This window comes from Pseudoxanthomonas kaohsiungensis (genome assembly GCF_010211765.1).
GTDB lineage: Bacteria > Pseudomonadota > Gammaproteobacteria > Xanthomonadales > Xanthomonadaceae > Pseudoxanthomonas > Pseudoxanthomonas kaohsiungensis.
The window spans coordinates 317,515-330,859 of sequence record NZ_PDWO01000001.1 but is presented as its reverse complement, the minus strand read 5'-3'; the positions used below and the strand labels follow the sequence as shown (position 1 = coordinate 330,859).

Genomic DNA, 13,345 nt, shown 5'->3' with positions numbered 1-13,345 from the left:
GAAGGGATTCGGCGGCAGGAAAGCTCCCCAACGAAGAAGGCCCACCGATCGGTGGGCCTTCCTGCATCCGGCAGTACGGATCGCGTCAGCCGGCCTTGGCCCGGGCCAGGCGCAGCCAGGTGTCGACCACCGTGTCCGGGTTGAGCGACACCGATTCGATCCCTTCGGCCATCAGCCATTCGGCCAGGTCGGGGTGGTCGGACGGGCCCTGGCCGCAGATGCCCACGTACTTGCCCTTGGCGCGCGCGGCCTTGATCGCCATCGACAGCATCTTCTTCACCGCCGGATTGCGCTCGTCGAACAGGTTGGCGACGATCGCCGAGTCGCGGTCCAGGCCCAGGGTCAGCTGGGTGAGGTCGTTGGAGCCGATCGAGAAGCCGTCGAAGATCTCCAGGAACTCGTCGGCCAGCAGCGCGTTGGACGGGACTTCGCACATCATGATGATCTTCAGGCCGCGCTCGCCCTGGCGCAGGCCGTTGGCGGCGAGCACCTCGATGACCTTGCGGCCTTCCTCCAGGGTGCGCACGAACGGGATCATCACCCACAGGTTGTCCAGGCCCATGTCGTTGCGGACCTTGAGCACGGCCTTGCATTCCAGCGCGAAGGCGTCGGCGAACGACGGATCGACGTAGCGGCTGGCGCCGCGGAAGCCGATCATCGGATTCTCTTCCTCCGGCTCGTAGCGGTGGCCGCCGATCAGGTTGGCGTACTCGTTGGACTTGAAGTCCGACAGGCGCACGATCACCGGATGCGGTGCGACCGAGGCCGTCAGCGTGGCGATGCCTTCGGCCAGGCGATCGACGTAGAAGCCGACCGGGTCGGAGTAGCCGGCGATCCTGGCGTCGATCTTCTTCTTCGTCTCGGCGTCCTGCTTGCCGTACTCGAGCAGCGCCTTGGGATGCACGCCGATGTGGCTGGCGATGATCATCTCCAGTCGCGCCAGGCCGATGCCGGCATTGGGCAGCTGGCCGAAGTCGAACGCGCGCTCCGGGTTGGCGACGTTCATCATGATCTTCAGCGGCGCCGGCGGCATGTTGCCCAGGTCCGTGGTGGTGCGCTCGAAGGGCAGGGCGCCGGCATAGATGAAGCCGGTATCGCCCTCGGCGCAGCTGACCGTCACTTCCTGGCCGTCGGCGATCTTCTCCAGTGCGTTGCCGGTGCCGACCACGGCGGGCACGCCGAGCTCGCGGGCGATGATCGCCGCGTGGCAGGTGCGCCCGCCGCGGTTGGTGACGATCGCGCTGGCGCGCTTCATCACCGGTTCCCAGTCCGGGTCGGTCATGTCGGCGACGAGCACGTCGCCGGGCTGCACGCGGTTCATGTCGTCCAGCGAGCGGACCACGCGGGCCACGCCGCTGCCGATCTTCTGGCCGATGGCGCGGCCCTCGGCGACCACCTCGCCGCGCTGCGAGAGCGCGTAGCGTTCGATCTGGGTGGCCTTGGCGCGCGACTTCACCGTTTCAGGGCGCGCCTGCACGATGAACAGCTTGCCGCTGACCCCGTCCTTGGCCCATTCCACGTCCATCGGCCGGCCGTAATGCTGCTCGATGACCAGCGCCTGCTTCGAAAGCTCCTGCACGTCCTCGTCGGACAGCGAGAATTTCGAACGCAGCTCCGCCGGGGTCTCCTCGGTGCGCACGCGCTCGCCGGGGGCGTCCGAATAGACCATGCGGATCGCCTTGCTGCCGAGCGCGCGACGCAGGATCGCCGGCTTGCCCTGCTGCAGGGTGGGCTTGTAGACGTAGAACTCGTCGGGATTGACCGCGCCCTGCACGACCATCTCGCCCAGGCCGTAGCTGGCGGTGACGAAAACCACGTCGCGGAAGCCGGACTCGGTGTCGAGGGTGAACAGCACGCCGGAGGCGCCGACGTCCGAACGCACCATCAGCTGCACGCCGGCCGAGAGGAACACGTCCTCGTGCTTGAAGCCGTGGTGCACGCGATAGGCGATGGCGCGGTCGTTGTACAGCGAGGCGAACACTTCCTTGACCTTGTGCACGACGTCGTCGGCGCCGGTGACATTGAGGAAGGTCTCCTGCTGGCCGGCGAAGGACGCGTCGGGCAGGTCCTCGGCGGTGGCCGAGGAGCGCACCGCGACCGCGACGTCGCTGCCGCCGTTGTCGGCCGAAAGCTTGGCGTAGGCGCTACGGATGTCGCGGTCCAGTTCCGGCTGCAGCGGGGCGTCGATCACCCAGCCGCGGATTTCCTTGCCCGCGGCGGTCAGCGCCGGCACGTCTTCCACGTCCAGCGTCGCCAGCCGGTCGTAGATGCGCTGGTGTAGGTCGTTGTGGGCGATGAAGGCCTTGAACGCCTCCGAAGTGGTGGCAAAGCCGCCAGGGACCGACACGCCCAGGTTGGCCAGGTGGCCGATCATTTCGCCGAGCGAGGAATTCTTGCCGCCGACGCGGGCCAGGTCGGCCAGGCGCAGCTCGTGCAACCACAGGATGTTCTGGTTCAAGTGCGAGGCTCCATGGAGCCACCGCCCGGCCGGGCAGTGGCCGCCGTCCCGAGATATGTGGAACCGTTATGATGCGCCCCAGCATCGGGGCATATCAATCTTGTAAATGCGGCCGTTTTGGTGTGAGACGGAGAAAACGATTCCATGACCAGCAGCCGCCCGGTGTTCTACGTGTCCGATGGTACCGGTATCACCGCCGAGACCATCGGCCACAGCCTGCTCACCCAGTTCAGTGGCATGCAGTTCCTGACCGACCGCCTGTCCTTCGTCGACGATCCTGACAAGGCGCGCGAGGCGCGCGACCGCATCCATGCCGCCGGCGTCAAGCACGGCGTGCGGCCCATCGTGGTCAACTCCTGCGTCGACGTGCAGCTGAGCATGATCCTGGCCGAGAGCGGTGCGTTGATGCTGGACGTGTTCGCGCCCTTCATCGAGCCGCTCGAACGCGAGCTCGAGCAGCCGCGGCAGGCGCGCGTGGGCCAGGCGCATGGCATGGTCGACTTCGAGACCTACCACCGGCGCATCAACGCGATGAACTATTCGCTGACCCACGACGACGGCATGGCCTTCGACTACGAGGAGGCCGACGTGATCCTGGTCGGCGTGTCGCGCGCCGGCAAGACGCCCACCTGCGTCTACCTGGCGCTTCACTACGGGGTCAAGGCGGCGAACTACCCGTTGACCGACGGCGACCTTGAAAGCGATCGCCTGCCCCCGCGGCTGAAGCAGTGGCGGCGCAAGCTGTTCGGCCTGACCATCGATCCGGAGCGGCTGCAGCAGATCCGCCAGGAGCGGCGGCCGGACTCGCGCTACGCGAAGCTCGAAACCTGCCGGCGCGAGGTGCAGGCCGCCGAGGCGATGTTCAGCCTCGAGCGCATTCCCACGCTGAGCACGACCCATACCTCGATCGAGGAGATCTCGAGCAAGGTCCTGTCGACACTGGGGTTGCAGCGGGAGATGTACTGAGCGCCGGGCCGCGCCGGCCTCCCCAAGGTAGGCCCGGCACGGGCCGCGGTCAATGCTGCCGCGTTCGCATCGCAGCGTGTAGCATCGGTCGCATGCAGCAGGTCACCCCCATTGGCGCGCGCATCCCACGATTGAGCCGGTTCGGCTGGCTGATGGGCCTGTACGCGGAAAACCATGCGCGCCTGCAACGGCTGTTCGCGCCGGCGCGGCTGGGCGAGGGCAGCTACCTGTCGCGGGTCGGCGATGGCCTGGACGTGCGCCTGGATGTACTGGAGCGCCACCCGTACACCCTGGAACTGCGCCTGACCTACGATCTGCGCGACCCGCTCACCGGCGAGCCCGATCCTTCGGCCTACCTGCGCCTGTACGCCGATGCGCGGCAGGTGGAGACCACGCATTGCTATGTCGGGCGCCGCTGGCAGGACGTGATCGGCCTGTACCCACCGCCGGCCGAGCTGGTCGGCCACCGGTTGCGCATGAACACCTTCCTCGGCAAGTGGCTCGAATACCTGGCCGAGCGCGGCCACGGCGTCGCCACGCTGGCACCGGCGCCGCCGCGCGGCGACCTGCCGGCGCTGCAGGCGCGCGAGGCGGCCCCGCAGTAGCGCCGGCCGAACCGTGGCGCCCTCCATTCCCCTGTCGGTCCTGGACCTGGCGCCGGTGTGCGAGGGCAGCGACGTGGCCGCCGCGCTGCGCGACAGCCTGGCCCTGGCCCGGCACGTGGAGGCGCTGGGTTACCGGCGCTTCTGGCTGGCCGAGCACCACAACATGCCGGGCATCGCCAGCGCCGCCACCGCGGTGCTGATCGCCCACGTCGCCGCCGGCACGCGCACGATCCGGGTCGGCGCCGGCGGGATCATGCTGCCTAACCACTCGCCGCTGCAGGTCGCCGAGCAGTTCGGCACCCTGGCCGCACTGCATCCGGGGCGGATCGACCTGGGGGTGGGGCGGGCGCCCGGCACCGACCAGGCCACCGCGCGTGCGTTGCGCCGCTATTTCGAGGGCGCCGACGCTTTCCCGCAGGACGTGCGGGAGCTGCTCGGCTACTTCGAGCCGGTCGAGCCGGGGCAGGCGGTGCGCGCGGTGCCGGGGGCGGGCCTCGAGGTGCCGGTGTGGATCCTGGGCTCGAGCCTGTTCGGCGCGCAGCTGGCCGCCGCGATGGGCCTGCCGTTCGCCTTCGCCTCGCACTTCGCGCCCGACGCCATGGACCAGGCGCTCATGCTCTACCACCGCGACTTCCGTCCCTCCGCACGCCAGCGCCAGCCCTACGCCATGCTGGCCGTGAACGTGGTCGCCGCGGCGACCGACGCCGAGGCCCGCCGGCTGTTCACCACCGCCCAGCAGGCCTTCGTCAACCTGCGCCGCGGCCGCGCCGGGCTGATTCCGGCGCCGATCGACGACATCGAGGCCTACTGGACGCCCGAGGAGAAGGCCGGGGTGGAGCGCGCGCTGGCGTGCAGCGTGGTCGGCGGGCCGGAGACGGTGGCCAAGGGGCTGGCGGCCTTCGCCGCGCGCCACCGGCCGGATGAGCTGATGGTAGTGGCCAACATCCATGACCCGCAGGCGCGCCAGGAGTCCTACCGCATCGCGGCGCAGGCCTGGGGCCTGCAGGCGCCCGCCTGAATAGGGACCTCCGCCGGACTCGCTATTCAGGAAAAATCAGGGTATCGTGCGCGCACTGTGTTTGCTTTGGTCACCGTGGTTCGTGGCCTGATGGACCGATCTGACGATCGCTACATCGTTCCGCTTTGCCTAACACCTGCAACCCAGTACCGACCCGGGGGTTCCGTGGCCGGTTTTCCATATCCAAGTTGAGGAGTTAGCAAAATGTCCGATCGTCAGACCGGTACCGTGAAGTGGTTCAACGACGCCAAGGGCTTCGGCTTCATCACCCCGGAGAGCGGCGCCGACCTGTTCGTGCACTTCCGCTCGATCCAGGGCAATGGCTTCAAGTCGCTGCAGGAAGGCCAGAAGGTCTCCTTCATCGTCGTGCAGGGCCAGAAGGGCCTGCAGGCCGACCAGGTGCAGGCGCTGTAATAGCGCCGACCCGCCGCAAGGCAGGTCACCACGAAACGCCGGGGGCGCGAGCCTCCGGCGTTTTTCGTCATGGCGCCGGCGAAATGCGAGGATGACGGTCCCGCCCCACGGACCGCCCATCGCGATGATCACCGTCCACCACCTGGAGAGCTCGCGCTCGCAGCGCGTACTCTGGCTGCTCGAGGAGCTGGCGCTGCCGTACCAGCTGGTGCGCTACGCGCGCGACCCCAAGACCCTGCTGGCGCCGCCGTCGCTGCGCGCGATCCATCCGCTGGGCAAGTCGCCGGTGCTGGTCGACGACGGTCATACGCTGGCCGAGTCCGGCGCGATCCTCGAGTACCTGGTGGAGCGCTACGACACCGGCCACGCGCTTTCGCCGACGCCGCTGCCGGTGGATTCGCCCGAGCGGCTCCAGTACCGCTACTGGATGCACTACGCCGAGGGCTCGGCGATGCCGCCGCTGCTGCTGACCCTGGTCCTGGCCCGCATCCGCGACGCACGCATGCCGTTCTTCGCGCGTCCCGTCGCCCGCAGCATCATCGGCAAGGCCATGGCCGGCTTCGTCGGCCCGCAGGTGAAACTCCACCTGGACTGGATGGAATCCTCGCTGGCGCGGTCGGGCGGCTGGTTCGGCGGCGAGCGCTTCACCGCGGCCGACATCCAGATGAGCTTTCCGGTGGAGGCGGCGGCGGCACGCCACGGGTTGGCGGCGCATCCGCAACTGGCCGGCTTCCTGCAACGGATCCATGCCCGGCCGGCCTACCAGCGGGCGCTGGCGCAGGGCGGGCGGTTCGCGCTGGCGGGTGGTTGACGCGATGTAGGAGCCGATTCATCGGCGACACGGGCATCGCGGACACGAGGAAGTCGCCTGTGCCGACGGCGTCGGGTCGCCGATGAATCGGCTCCTACAAAAGGCGGAATCCGTCCCCATCTCGGTTGCATGCACATCGAATTCGACAATGCGTTCCTGCGCGAGCTGCCGGGCGACCCGGAAGCCGGCCCGCGCGTGCGCCAGGTGGAAGGGGCCGCCTGGTCGGCGGTCGCGCCGACCCCGGTGGCGGCGCCCCGGCTGCTGGCCGGTTCGGCCGAGGCGGCCGCGCTGGTGGGGCTCGATACCGCCGCATTCGATGCGCCGGAGTTCGCCCGGGTGTTCGCCGGCAATGCCTTGCTGCCGGGCATGCAGCCGTGGGCGGCCAACTATGGCGGACACCAGTTCGGCAGCTGGGCCGGCCAGCTCGGCGACGGCCGCGCGATCTCGCTCGGCGAGGCGCTGGGCCCGGGCGGCGGGCGCTGGGAAATGCAGCTCAAGGGCGCCGGGAAGACGCCGTACTCGCGCTTCGCCGACGGGCGCGCCGTGCTGCGTTCCTCGATCCGCGAGTTCCTCTGCAGCGAGGCGATGCACCACCTCGGCGTACCGACCACGCGTGCGCTGTCGCTGGTGGGTACCGGCGAGCCGGTGGTGCGCGACATGTTCTACGACGGCCATCCGCAGGCCGAGCCGGGCGCGGTGGTATGCCGGATGGCGCCGACCTTCCTGCGCTTCGGCAGCTGGCAGTTGCCGGCCTCGCGCGGCGACACCGCGTTGCTGCGCGGGCTCGCCGACTACACCCTGCGCCACCATTTCCCGGAGCTGGCCGGGCAGGGCGCCGCCGGCGACGCGGAGTGGTTCGCCCAGGTGTGCGAGCGCACCGCCTGGATGGTCGCCGGATGGATGCGGGTCGGCTTCGTCCACGGGGTGATGAACACCGACAACATGTCGATCCTCGGCCTGACCATCGACTACGGACCGTACGGCTGGGTCGAGGACTACGATCCCGACTGGACGCCGAACACCACCGACGCACAGGGTCGTCGCTACCGCTTCGGCACCCAGCCGCAAGTGGCCTACTGGAACCTGACCCGGCTGGCGCAGGCGCTGGCGCCCCTGTTCGCCGATGTCGCGCCGCTGGAGGCGGGGTTGGCGCGTTTCGGCCAGGCCTGGGACCGGGCGCAGCGCGACATGGTCGCGCGCAAGCTCGGCCTGGCGCAGTGCACGGACCAGGACCTGCGCCTGTTCGCCGAGCTGCAGGCGTTGCTGCACGAGGGCCAGCTGGACATGACCCTGTTCTTCCGTCGGCTGGCCGACGCCGACACCGCCGCGGACGCCGCCGTGGATCCGTCGCGCTTCGGCGAGGCCTTCTACGAGCCCGCCGCGCGCGCGGCGGTGGAAGCGCCGCTGCGCGACTGGCTGGCCAGGCGGCTGGCGCGGCTGGCGGACGATCCGCTGGATGCCGTTGCGCGCCGCGAACGCATGCGCCTGGCCAACCCCTGCTACGTGCCGCGCAACTGGCTGGTGCAGGAAGCGATCGACCGCGCCGCCCAGGGTGATCCGGACGGCGTGAGCGAGCTGCTTGAGGTGATGCGCCGCCCCTACGAGGAGCAGCCCGGTCGCGAGTCCCATGCCCGCCGGCGTCCGGAGTGGGCGCGCGACCGCGCCGGCTGCTCGATGCTGTCGTGCAGCTCCTGAGCGCGCGGTGGCAGGGCCGGCCGCGGACCGGCCAGGAGGCCCCGCTTCCGCCGGCTCGGCGGTCGCTGCGCTAGCATTGGCGCCCACGCAGACACGGACCGGACCGATGGACGATCCCACCCTGGCGTCCGACTGGGCGTCGCGGATAGTCGACGTGCCCGACTTCCCGACGCCGGGCGTGCTGTTCAGGGACATCATGCCGCTGCTGGCCGATGCGCATGCCTTCGCCGCCATGCTGGCCGCGCTGGCTGCGCCGTGGCGCGAGGCCGGCATCGAGGCGGTCGCCGGCGCCGAGTCGCGCGGCTTCATCCTCGGCGCGGCGCTGGCACGCGAACTGGGCGCCGGCTTCGTTCCGTTGCGCAAGCCCGGCAAGCTGCCCGGCCGCCTGCTCGAGGAAGCCTACGCGCTGGAATACGGGAGCGACCGCCTGCAGCTGCAGGCCGGGTGCCTGCCGGCCGGGACGCGCGTGCTGCTGGTCGATGACGTGCTGGCAACCGGCGGCACCCTGGCTGCCGCTGCCCGGTTGCTGCAGCGGCAGGGCGCGCAGCTGGTCGGCGCGGCGGTGCTGATCGAGCTGGCGGAGTTGCGCGGTCGCGAGCGCTGGCCCGGCGCCATCCCGCTGCACGCGTTGCTGTTGCGCTGAGCCGGACGACCCGTAAAACGGCGCGCGAGGCTCAGTGCCGTGGCCGTGCCGCGCGCGGCGCCATCCCGGTCCAGCGCTTGAAGGCGCGGCGGAACTCGCGGGGATCGTGGAAACCGATGGCGGCGCCGACCGCGGCGATGTTCGCCGCCGATCCGGTGAGGGTGGCCGTGTACGGCGAGAACCTGCTCGACAACCAGTACGTGAGCGGCCTGGGCACCTACGGCAAGACCGTGCTGGGCACGGTCGGCGCGCGGCTGACGCCGCCGCGGGTGTGGGGCGTGGAGTTCACCGCGGGGTTCTGAGCGGAAGGATCGGCGGCCTGGCACCGAAGGCGGGCCGCCGGTCGCTCAGAGCGGTCGCACGCGGAAGCGGCGACCCTTGATCTTGCCCGCTTCCAGCTGCTTCAGCGCCCGCGGCGCCTGTTCGCGGGCGATGGCCACGTAGGAACGGGTGGCGTGTATGGCGATCTTGCCGATCGCCTTGGCCGGCAGTCCCGCCTCGCCGGTGAGCGCGCCAAGGATGTCGCCGGCGCGCAGCTTGTCGGTCTTGCCGCCGTCGATGCGCAGCGTCGTCATCGGCGCCTGCACCGGTTGCGCCGGGCGACCGGTGGCCAGGGGCGAGGCCTCGCGCGGCGGCGGCGCGTCCTGCGCGGCGGCGACCATCTCCGCGCGCGCGTTCTCGCGCGGCGCCACCAGGCTCAAGGCCAGCCCCTTGCGGCCGGCGCGGCCGGTGCGTCCGATGCGGTGTCGATAGGCATCGACGTCGGTGGGCAGCTCGTAGTTCACCACCGCGGCCAGGTCTTCCACGTCGATGCCACGCGCAGCCACGTCGCTGGCGACCAGGACATTGCAGCTGCGGTTGGCCAGCTGCAGCAGCACCTCGTCGCGGTCGCGCTGTTCCATGTCGCCGTGCAGGGCCAGCGCGGAGAAACCGAACTGGCGCAGCGAGCCGGCCACTTCGTCGACGTCCTTGCGGGTATTGCAGAACACCACCGCCGATTCGGGCCGATAGCGCAGCAGCAGGCCGGCCACCGCCTTCTGCCGGTAGGCCGGTTCGACGTCGAAGAAGCGCTGCTCGATCGCCGGCGCGCTTTCGGCGCCTTCGTGCGCCACTTCCACCGGCTCGCGCAGGAGCTGCCGGGCCAGCTCGCGGATCGGGTCCGGGAAGGTCGCCGAGAACAGCAGGGTCTGGCGGTGCCTGTCGCAACGGCCGGCGATCTCGCGAACGGGTTCTTCGAAGCCCATGTCAAGCATGCGGTCGGCCTCGTCAAGCACCAGCGTGCGCACGCCGCCCAGGTGGAGTACCCGTTTACGGGCAAGTTCCTGGATCCGGCCCGGCGTGCCGACCACCACCTGCGGGTCGTGCGCCTGCAGCGAGGCGACCTGCGGTTCCAGCGCCACGCCGCCGGTGAGGATGCTCAGCTTGAGGTTGGGGATGCCGGTGGCCAGCTTGCGCAGCTGCTTGCCGACCTGGTCGGCAAGTTCACGGGTCGGGCACAGCACCAGCGCCTGCGCGCGCGACACGGAGGGATCCAGCCGCTGCAGCAGGCCCAGGCCGAAGGCGGCCGTCTTGCCGCTGCCGGTGGGAGCCTGCGCGATGAGGTCGCGGCCGTCCAGGATCGGCGGCAGCGAGGCGGCCTGGATCGGGGTGGCGGTCGTGTAGCCCAGCGCGTCGAGGCCGGGGCGCAGGGCAGGGGAAAGGGGCAGCGAGGCGAAGTCGGTCATGCGCCATTTTCGCAGGTCGCGCCGGCCAGCGGTGAAAGCTCCCGGTCCGGCCGACGGGTGCACGCCGGTACAATGCGCACATGCCCCTGATCACCCTCCAGAACGTCGACTACAGCGTCGGCGGCCCCTTGCTGCTGGAACACGCCGACCTGTCGATCGAGCCCGGCGAGCGCATCGCCCTGATCGGCCGCAACGGCGCCGGCAAGTCGACCCTGCTCAAGCTGCTGGCCGGCGAGCTGCAACCCGACGACGGCCAGGTCCGCGTGCAGGCCGGCGTGCGCGTCGCGCGCCTGGAGCAGGAGGTGCCCGGCGGTACCGAAGGCAGCATCTTCGACGTGGTCGCCGGCGGACTGGGTGACCTGGGCGCGTGGCTGGCCGAGTTCCACCATCTCAGCCACGCGGTGGAGTTCGATGCCGCCGCCCTGTCGCGGGTGCAGGCGAAGATCGACGCGGCCGATGGCTGGGCGCTCGACCGGCGGGTGGGCGAGGTGCTCAGCCGCCTCGAACTGGACGGCGAGGCGGTGTTCGCGCGCCTGTCCGGCGGCATGAAGCGCCGGGTGCTACTGGCGCGATCACTGGTCTCGGCGCCGGACGTGCTGCTGCTGGACGAGCCGACCAACCACCTGGACATCGAGGCGATCGACTGGCTGGAATCGTTCCTGAAGGAGTGGAGCGGCAGCGTCGTGTTCGTCACCCACGACCGCCGCTTCCTGCGGGCGCTGGCCACCCGGATCGTCGAGATCGAACGTGGCCAGGTCAGCAGCTGGCCGGGCGACTGGGCCAACTACGAGCGCCGGCGCGAGGAGCGCCTGCACGCCGAGGCGCAGGAGAACGCGCGCTTCGACAAGCTGCTGGCACAGGAGGAGGTGTGGATCCGGCAGGGCATCAAGGCCCGCCGCACCCGCGACGAAGGCCGCGTGCGCCGGCTCAAGGCGATGCGCGCGGAGCGTTCGCAGCGGCGCGAGCTGGCCGGCAACGTGCGCATGGAAGCGGCGCAGGGCGAGTCCTCCGGCAAGAAGGTGGTCGAGGCGCGCGGCATCTCGTTCGCGTACGGCGACCGGCCGATGGTCCGCGATTTCTCCACCGTGATCCTGCGCGGCGACCGGATCGGCCTGATCGGGCCCAACGGCAGCGGCAAGACCACCCTGCTCAAGCTGCTGCTGGGCGAGCTGCAACCGCAGGGCGGCGAGGTGCGGCCGGGCACCAACCTGCAGGTGGCGTACTTCGACCAGTACCGCGCGACCCTGCGCGAGGACTGGAACGCGATGGAGAACGTGGCCGGCGGCCAGGACTTCGTGGAACTCGGCGGCAGCCGCAAGCACGTGCTCGCCTACCTGCAGGACTTCCTGTTCACCCCGGAGCGCGCCCGCGCGCCGATCACCCGCCTGTCCGGCGGCGAGCGCAACCGGCTGCTGCTGGCGCGCCTGTTCGCCCAGCCGTCCAACCTGCTGGTGATGGACGAACCGACCAACGACCTGGACGTGGAGACGCTGGAGCTGCTGGAAGAGCTGCTGGCCGACTACGCCGGCACGCTCCTGCTGGTCAGCCACGACCGCGACTTCCTCGACAACGTGGTGACCTCGACCCTGGTGATGGAAGGCGACGGCCGCGTCGGCGAGTACGTGGGCGGCTATACCGACTGGCTGCGCCAGCGCCCGGCGCCAGCGGAGGCCTCGGCGCCCAGGCCCGGAGGCAAGCCCGCCGTTCCCGTTGAGGTCGCCGCATCCACCCCGCAGCCAGCCGCCGGCCAGGCCACCCGGCGCAAGCTCAGCTACAAGGACGCGCGCGAGCTGGAGCAGTTGCCGGCCCGGATCGACGCGCTGGAGGCGGAACTGGCCACGCTGGCCGCGGCGATGTCCAGCGCCGGCTTCTACCAGCAGGACCCGGGCGCCGTGGCCGCCCACGCCCAGCGCATGGCCGTGGCCCAGGCCGAGCTGGACGCGGCCTACGCGCGCTGGGCCGAGCTGGACGGCTGAGGCGCCAGGCGACTACGGGCCGGCCAGGAACGCCCAGAACGGCACGTCCGCTTCGGCCCACCACTGCGAGGCTTCCTGGAGGATGCCGAGCAGGACGTCGGTTTCGTGGGGCAGCGCCGCATGCAGCTGCGCGGTGCCGTCGAACAGCAGCGCATAGCCGGGGGCCGGCAGCCAGGACAGGTCGCGCAGCGCGTCCATCAGCGCGTCCCAGTTGCCGCCGCGGCCGGCCGGCAGGTCCAGTACGGTGGCCAGGCGCAGCAGCAAGGCGCGCTTGCCGTCGCAACCGGCCAGGTCGATGCGCAGCGCCAGCAGCCCGGCATCGCGGGCGGCGGCGGCCAGCGCGGGCAGGTCGGCGGAGTCCACCTCGAAGACGCCGGCCTGCGACGGATCGCCCAGGCCGATGTCGAATCCGGATTCGCTCATTGCATCGTTCCCGCCGCCGGCGGCTGGAAGCGCCGGAAGCTTTCGTAGTGGTCGGCGGTGTAGTACCACTCGCGCGGCGGTTGGCCGCCGGTCACGATCCGGCGCGCGCCGCGGTGCGACAGGCCGGGCGTGGGCACCGTGTATTCGCGGTAGTAGCCGCGTTCCTTCAGCGGCAGGCGGCGTTCGCGGTTGCCGAACACGCTGCCGTCCTGGCGATGGACGAAACGCCCGCCGCGCTGGATCCGCGCGATGACCGGCGCCGCCTCCGGGGGCAGGAACGCGGGCAGGGCGGTGGTCGCGCCTGCCTGCGCCGGGGCGGATGGCGTGGACCCGCGATCCTGGCCCGGCCCCAGGACGCCGGCCAGCGCCGCCAGCAGGAAGAGGGCGGCGAGCAGGGGCAGCAGCAGGCGGCTTCGCTGGCGCATGGTGCATGGACGGGCAGCAGGAATCGGACCGCAGTATGCGCGCGACGCTGCCGTGCTGTTTGAACGCCGGCGCACGCGTTGGCGGCGCTTCACGCCGGCAGAACCGCGCCTGTCGCATCCTGCACGCCCGCATCGCCCCGGCGCCGGGATGCAGCATTCTTCCCCGCATCTTGGTTGGGCGCGCCGG

Annotated in this window: 14 protein-coding genes; 9 read left to right on the top strand and 5 right to left on the bottom strand. The window is 70.8% G+C overall.

The window, feature by feature from the left end; translation table 11 throughout:
* Positions 1–85: 85 nt before the first annotated feature.
* Positions 86–2,458: a phosphoenolpyruvate synthase gene (gene ppsA / locus CSC66_RS01505; RefSeq protein WP_162375529.1), complete on the bottom strand. Its 2,373-nt coding sequence runs from the start codon at positions 2,456–2,458 to the stop codon at positions 86–88.
* Positions 2,459–2,602: 144 nt separating this feature from the next.
* Here ppsA and ppsR point away from each other — a divergent pair, with 144 nt between their 5' ends.
* The 7 genes from ppsR to CSC66_RS01470 all read left to right on the top strand — a co-directional run bounded on the left by ppsR (position 2,603) and on the right by CSC66_RS01470 (position 8,610).
* The gene (gene ppsR, locus CSC66_RS01500) at positions 2,603–3,424 is read left to right on the top strand and encodes a posphoenolpyruvate synthetase regulatory kinase/phosphorylase PpsR (RefSeq protein WP_162375527.1); all 822 of its coding nucleotides are present in this window, start codon (positions 2,603–2,605) and stop codon (positions 3,422–3,424) included.
* Between the two features lie 92 nt (positions 3,425–3,516).
* Positions 3,517–4,029, top strand: a complete 513-nt coding sequence (locus CSC66_RS01495; RefSeq protein WP_162375525.1) for a DUF1249 domain-containing protein — start codon at positions 3,517–3,519, stop codon at positions 4,027–4,029.
* A 13-nt stretch (positions 4,030–4,042) separates the two neighbouring features.
* Positions 4,043–5,047, top strand: a complete 1,005-nt coding sequence (locus tag CSC66_RS01490; protein WP_202935571.1) for an LLM class flavin-dependent oxidoreductase — start codon at positions 4,043–4,045, stop codon at positions 5,045–5,047.
* Positions 5,048–5,251: 204 nt separating this feature from the next.
* Positions 5,252–5,461 carry a cold-shock protein gene (locus tag CSC66_RS01485; RefSeq protein WP_052629443.1) on the top strand — a complete coding sequence of 70 codons (210 nt, stop codon included), beginning with the start codon at positions 5,252–5,254 and terminating at the stop codon, positions 5,459–5,461.
* A gap of 124 nt (positions 5,462–5,585) precedes the next feature.
* Positions 5,586–6,272, top strand: coding sequence for a glutathione S-transferase family protein (locus CSC66_RS01480; RefSeq protein ID WP_162375523.1), 687 nt, complete (start codon positions 5,586–5,588; stop codon positions 6,270–6,272).
* Between the two features lie 129 nt (positions 6,273–6,401).
* Positions 6,402–7,967, top strand: a complete 1,566-nt coding sequence (locus CSC66_RS01475) for a protein adenylyltransferase SelO (RefSeq protein ID WP_162375522.1) — start codon at positions 6,402–6,404, stop codon at positions 7,965–7,967.
* Positions 7,968–8,073: 106 nt separating this feature from the next.
* Positions 8,074–8,610, top strand: coding sequence for an adenine phosphoribosyltransferase (locus CSC66_RS01470; protein WP_162375520.1), 537 nt, complete (start codon positions 8,074–8,076; stop codon positions 8,608–8,610).
* Between the two features lie 31 nt (positions 8,611–8,641).
* Here CSC66_RS01470 and CSC66_RS01465 read toward each other — a convergent pair whose 3' ends face one another.
* On the bottom strand, positions 8,642–8,803 hold the full coding sequence (locus CSC66_RS01465) for a helix-turn-helix domain-containing protein (RefSeq protein WP_238394201.1): 162 nt from the start codon (positions 8,801–8,803) through the stop codon (positions 8,642–8,644).
* Here CSC66_RS01465 and CSC66_RS17530 point away from each other — a divergent pair.
* On the top strand, positions 8,727–8,912 hold the full coding sequence (locus CSC66_RS17530) for a hypothetical protein (RefSeq protein WP_238394229.1): 186 nt from the start codon (positions 8,727–8,729) through the stop codon (positions 8,910–8,912). The two genes, CSC66_RS01465 and CSC66_RS17530, sit on opposite strands and share 77 nt — an antisense overlap.
* A gap of 45 nt (positions 8,913–8,957) precedes the next feature.
* On the opposite strand, the gene dbpA is transcribed toward CSC66_RS17530, so the two are convergent.
* A complete protein-coding gene (gene dbpA, locus CSC66_RS01460; RefSeq protein WP_162375517.1) occupies positions 8,958–10,334 on the bottom strand; it encodes an ATP-dependent RNA helicase DbpA in 1,377 nt (458 codons plus the stop codon).
* 80 nt (positions 10,335–10,414) lie between these two features.
* Here dbpA and CSC66_RS01455 point away from each other — a divergent pair, with 80 nt between their 5' ends.
* Positions 10,415–12,310, top strand: coding sequence for an ATP-binding cassette domain-containing protein (locus tag CSC66_RS01455; protein WP_162375515.1), 1,896 nt, complete (start codon positions 10,415–10,417; stop codon positions 12,308–12,310).
* Positions 12,311–12,322: 12 nt separating this feature from the next.
* Here the strand turns inward: CSC66_RS01455 and CSC66_RS01450 are convergent, their stop codons facing one another.
* Both CSC66_RS01450 and CSC66_RS01445 read right to left on the bottom strand, forming a co-directional pair.
* Entirely contained in the window at positions 12,323–12,733 is a 411-nt protein-coding gene (locus CSC66_RS01450; RefSeq protein WP_162375513.1) for a barstar family protein, read from the bottom strand.
* Complete coding sequence (locus tag CSC66_RS01445; RefSeq protein ID WP_162375512.1) at positions 12,730–13,158, bottom strand: guanyl-specific ribonuclease; 429 nt, start codon at positions 13,156–13,158, stop codon at positions 12,730–12,732. Before CSC66_RS01445 ends, CSC66_RS01450 begins: the two co-directional genes overlap by 4 nt.
* Positions 13,159–13,345 lie beyond the last annotated feature (187 nt).

Excerpts from the sequence above, each read along its gene's own strand:
- CSC66_RS01455 (WP_162375515.1), top strand. The coding sequence starts at position 10,415 with ATGCCCCTGATCACCCTCCAGAACGTCGACTACAGCGTCGGCGGCCCC.
- CSC66_RS01445 (WP_162375512.1), bottom strand. The coding sequence starts at position 13,158 with ATGCGCCAGCGAAGCCGCCTGCTGCTGCCCCTGCTCGCCGCCCTCTTC.
- CSC66_RS01475 (WP_162375522.1), top strand. The coding sequence starts at position 6,402 with ATGCACATCGAATTCGACAATGCGTTCCTGCGCGAGCTGCCGGGCGAC.
- CSC66_RS01485 (WP_052629443.1), top strand. The coding sequence starts at position 5,252 with ATGTCCGATCGTCAGACCGGTACCGTGAAGTGGTTCAACGACGCCAAG.
- CSC66_RS01480 (WP_162375523.1), top strand. The coding sequence starts at position 5,586 with ATGATCACCGTCCACCACCTGGAGAGCTCGCGCTCGCAGCGCGTACTC.
- CSC66_RS01495 (WP_162375525.1), top strand. The coding sequence starts at position 3,517 with ATGCAGCAGGTCACCCCCATTGGCGCGCGCATCCCACGATTGAGCCGG.
- CSC66_RS01450 (WP_162375513.1), bottom strand. The coding sequence starts at position 12,733 with ATGAGCGAATCCGGATTCGACATCGGCCTGGGCGATCCGTCGCAGGCC.
- CSC66_RS17530 (WP_238394229.1), top strand. The coding sequence starts at position 8,727 with ATGGCGGCGCCGACCGCGGCGATGTTCGCCGCCGATCCGGTGAGGGTG.
- ppsR (WP_162375527.1), top strand. The coding sequence starts at position 2,603 with ATGACCAGCAGCCGCCCGGTGTTCTACGTGTCCGATGGTACCGGTATC.
- dbpA (WP_162375517.1), bottom strand. The coding sequence starts at position 10,334 with ATGACCGACTTCGCCTCGCTGCCCCTTTCCCCTGCCCTGCGCCCCGGC.
- CSC66_RS01470 (WP_162375520.1), top strand. The coding sequence starts at position 8,074 with ATGGACGATCCCACCCTGGCGTCCGACTGGGCGTCGCGGATAGTCGAC.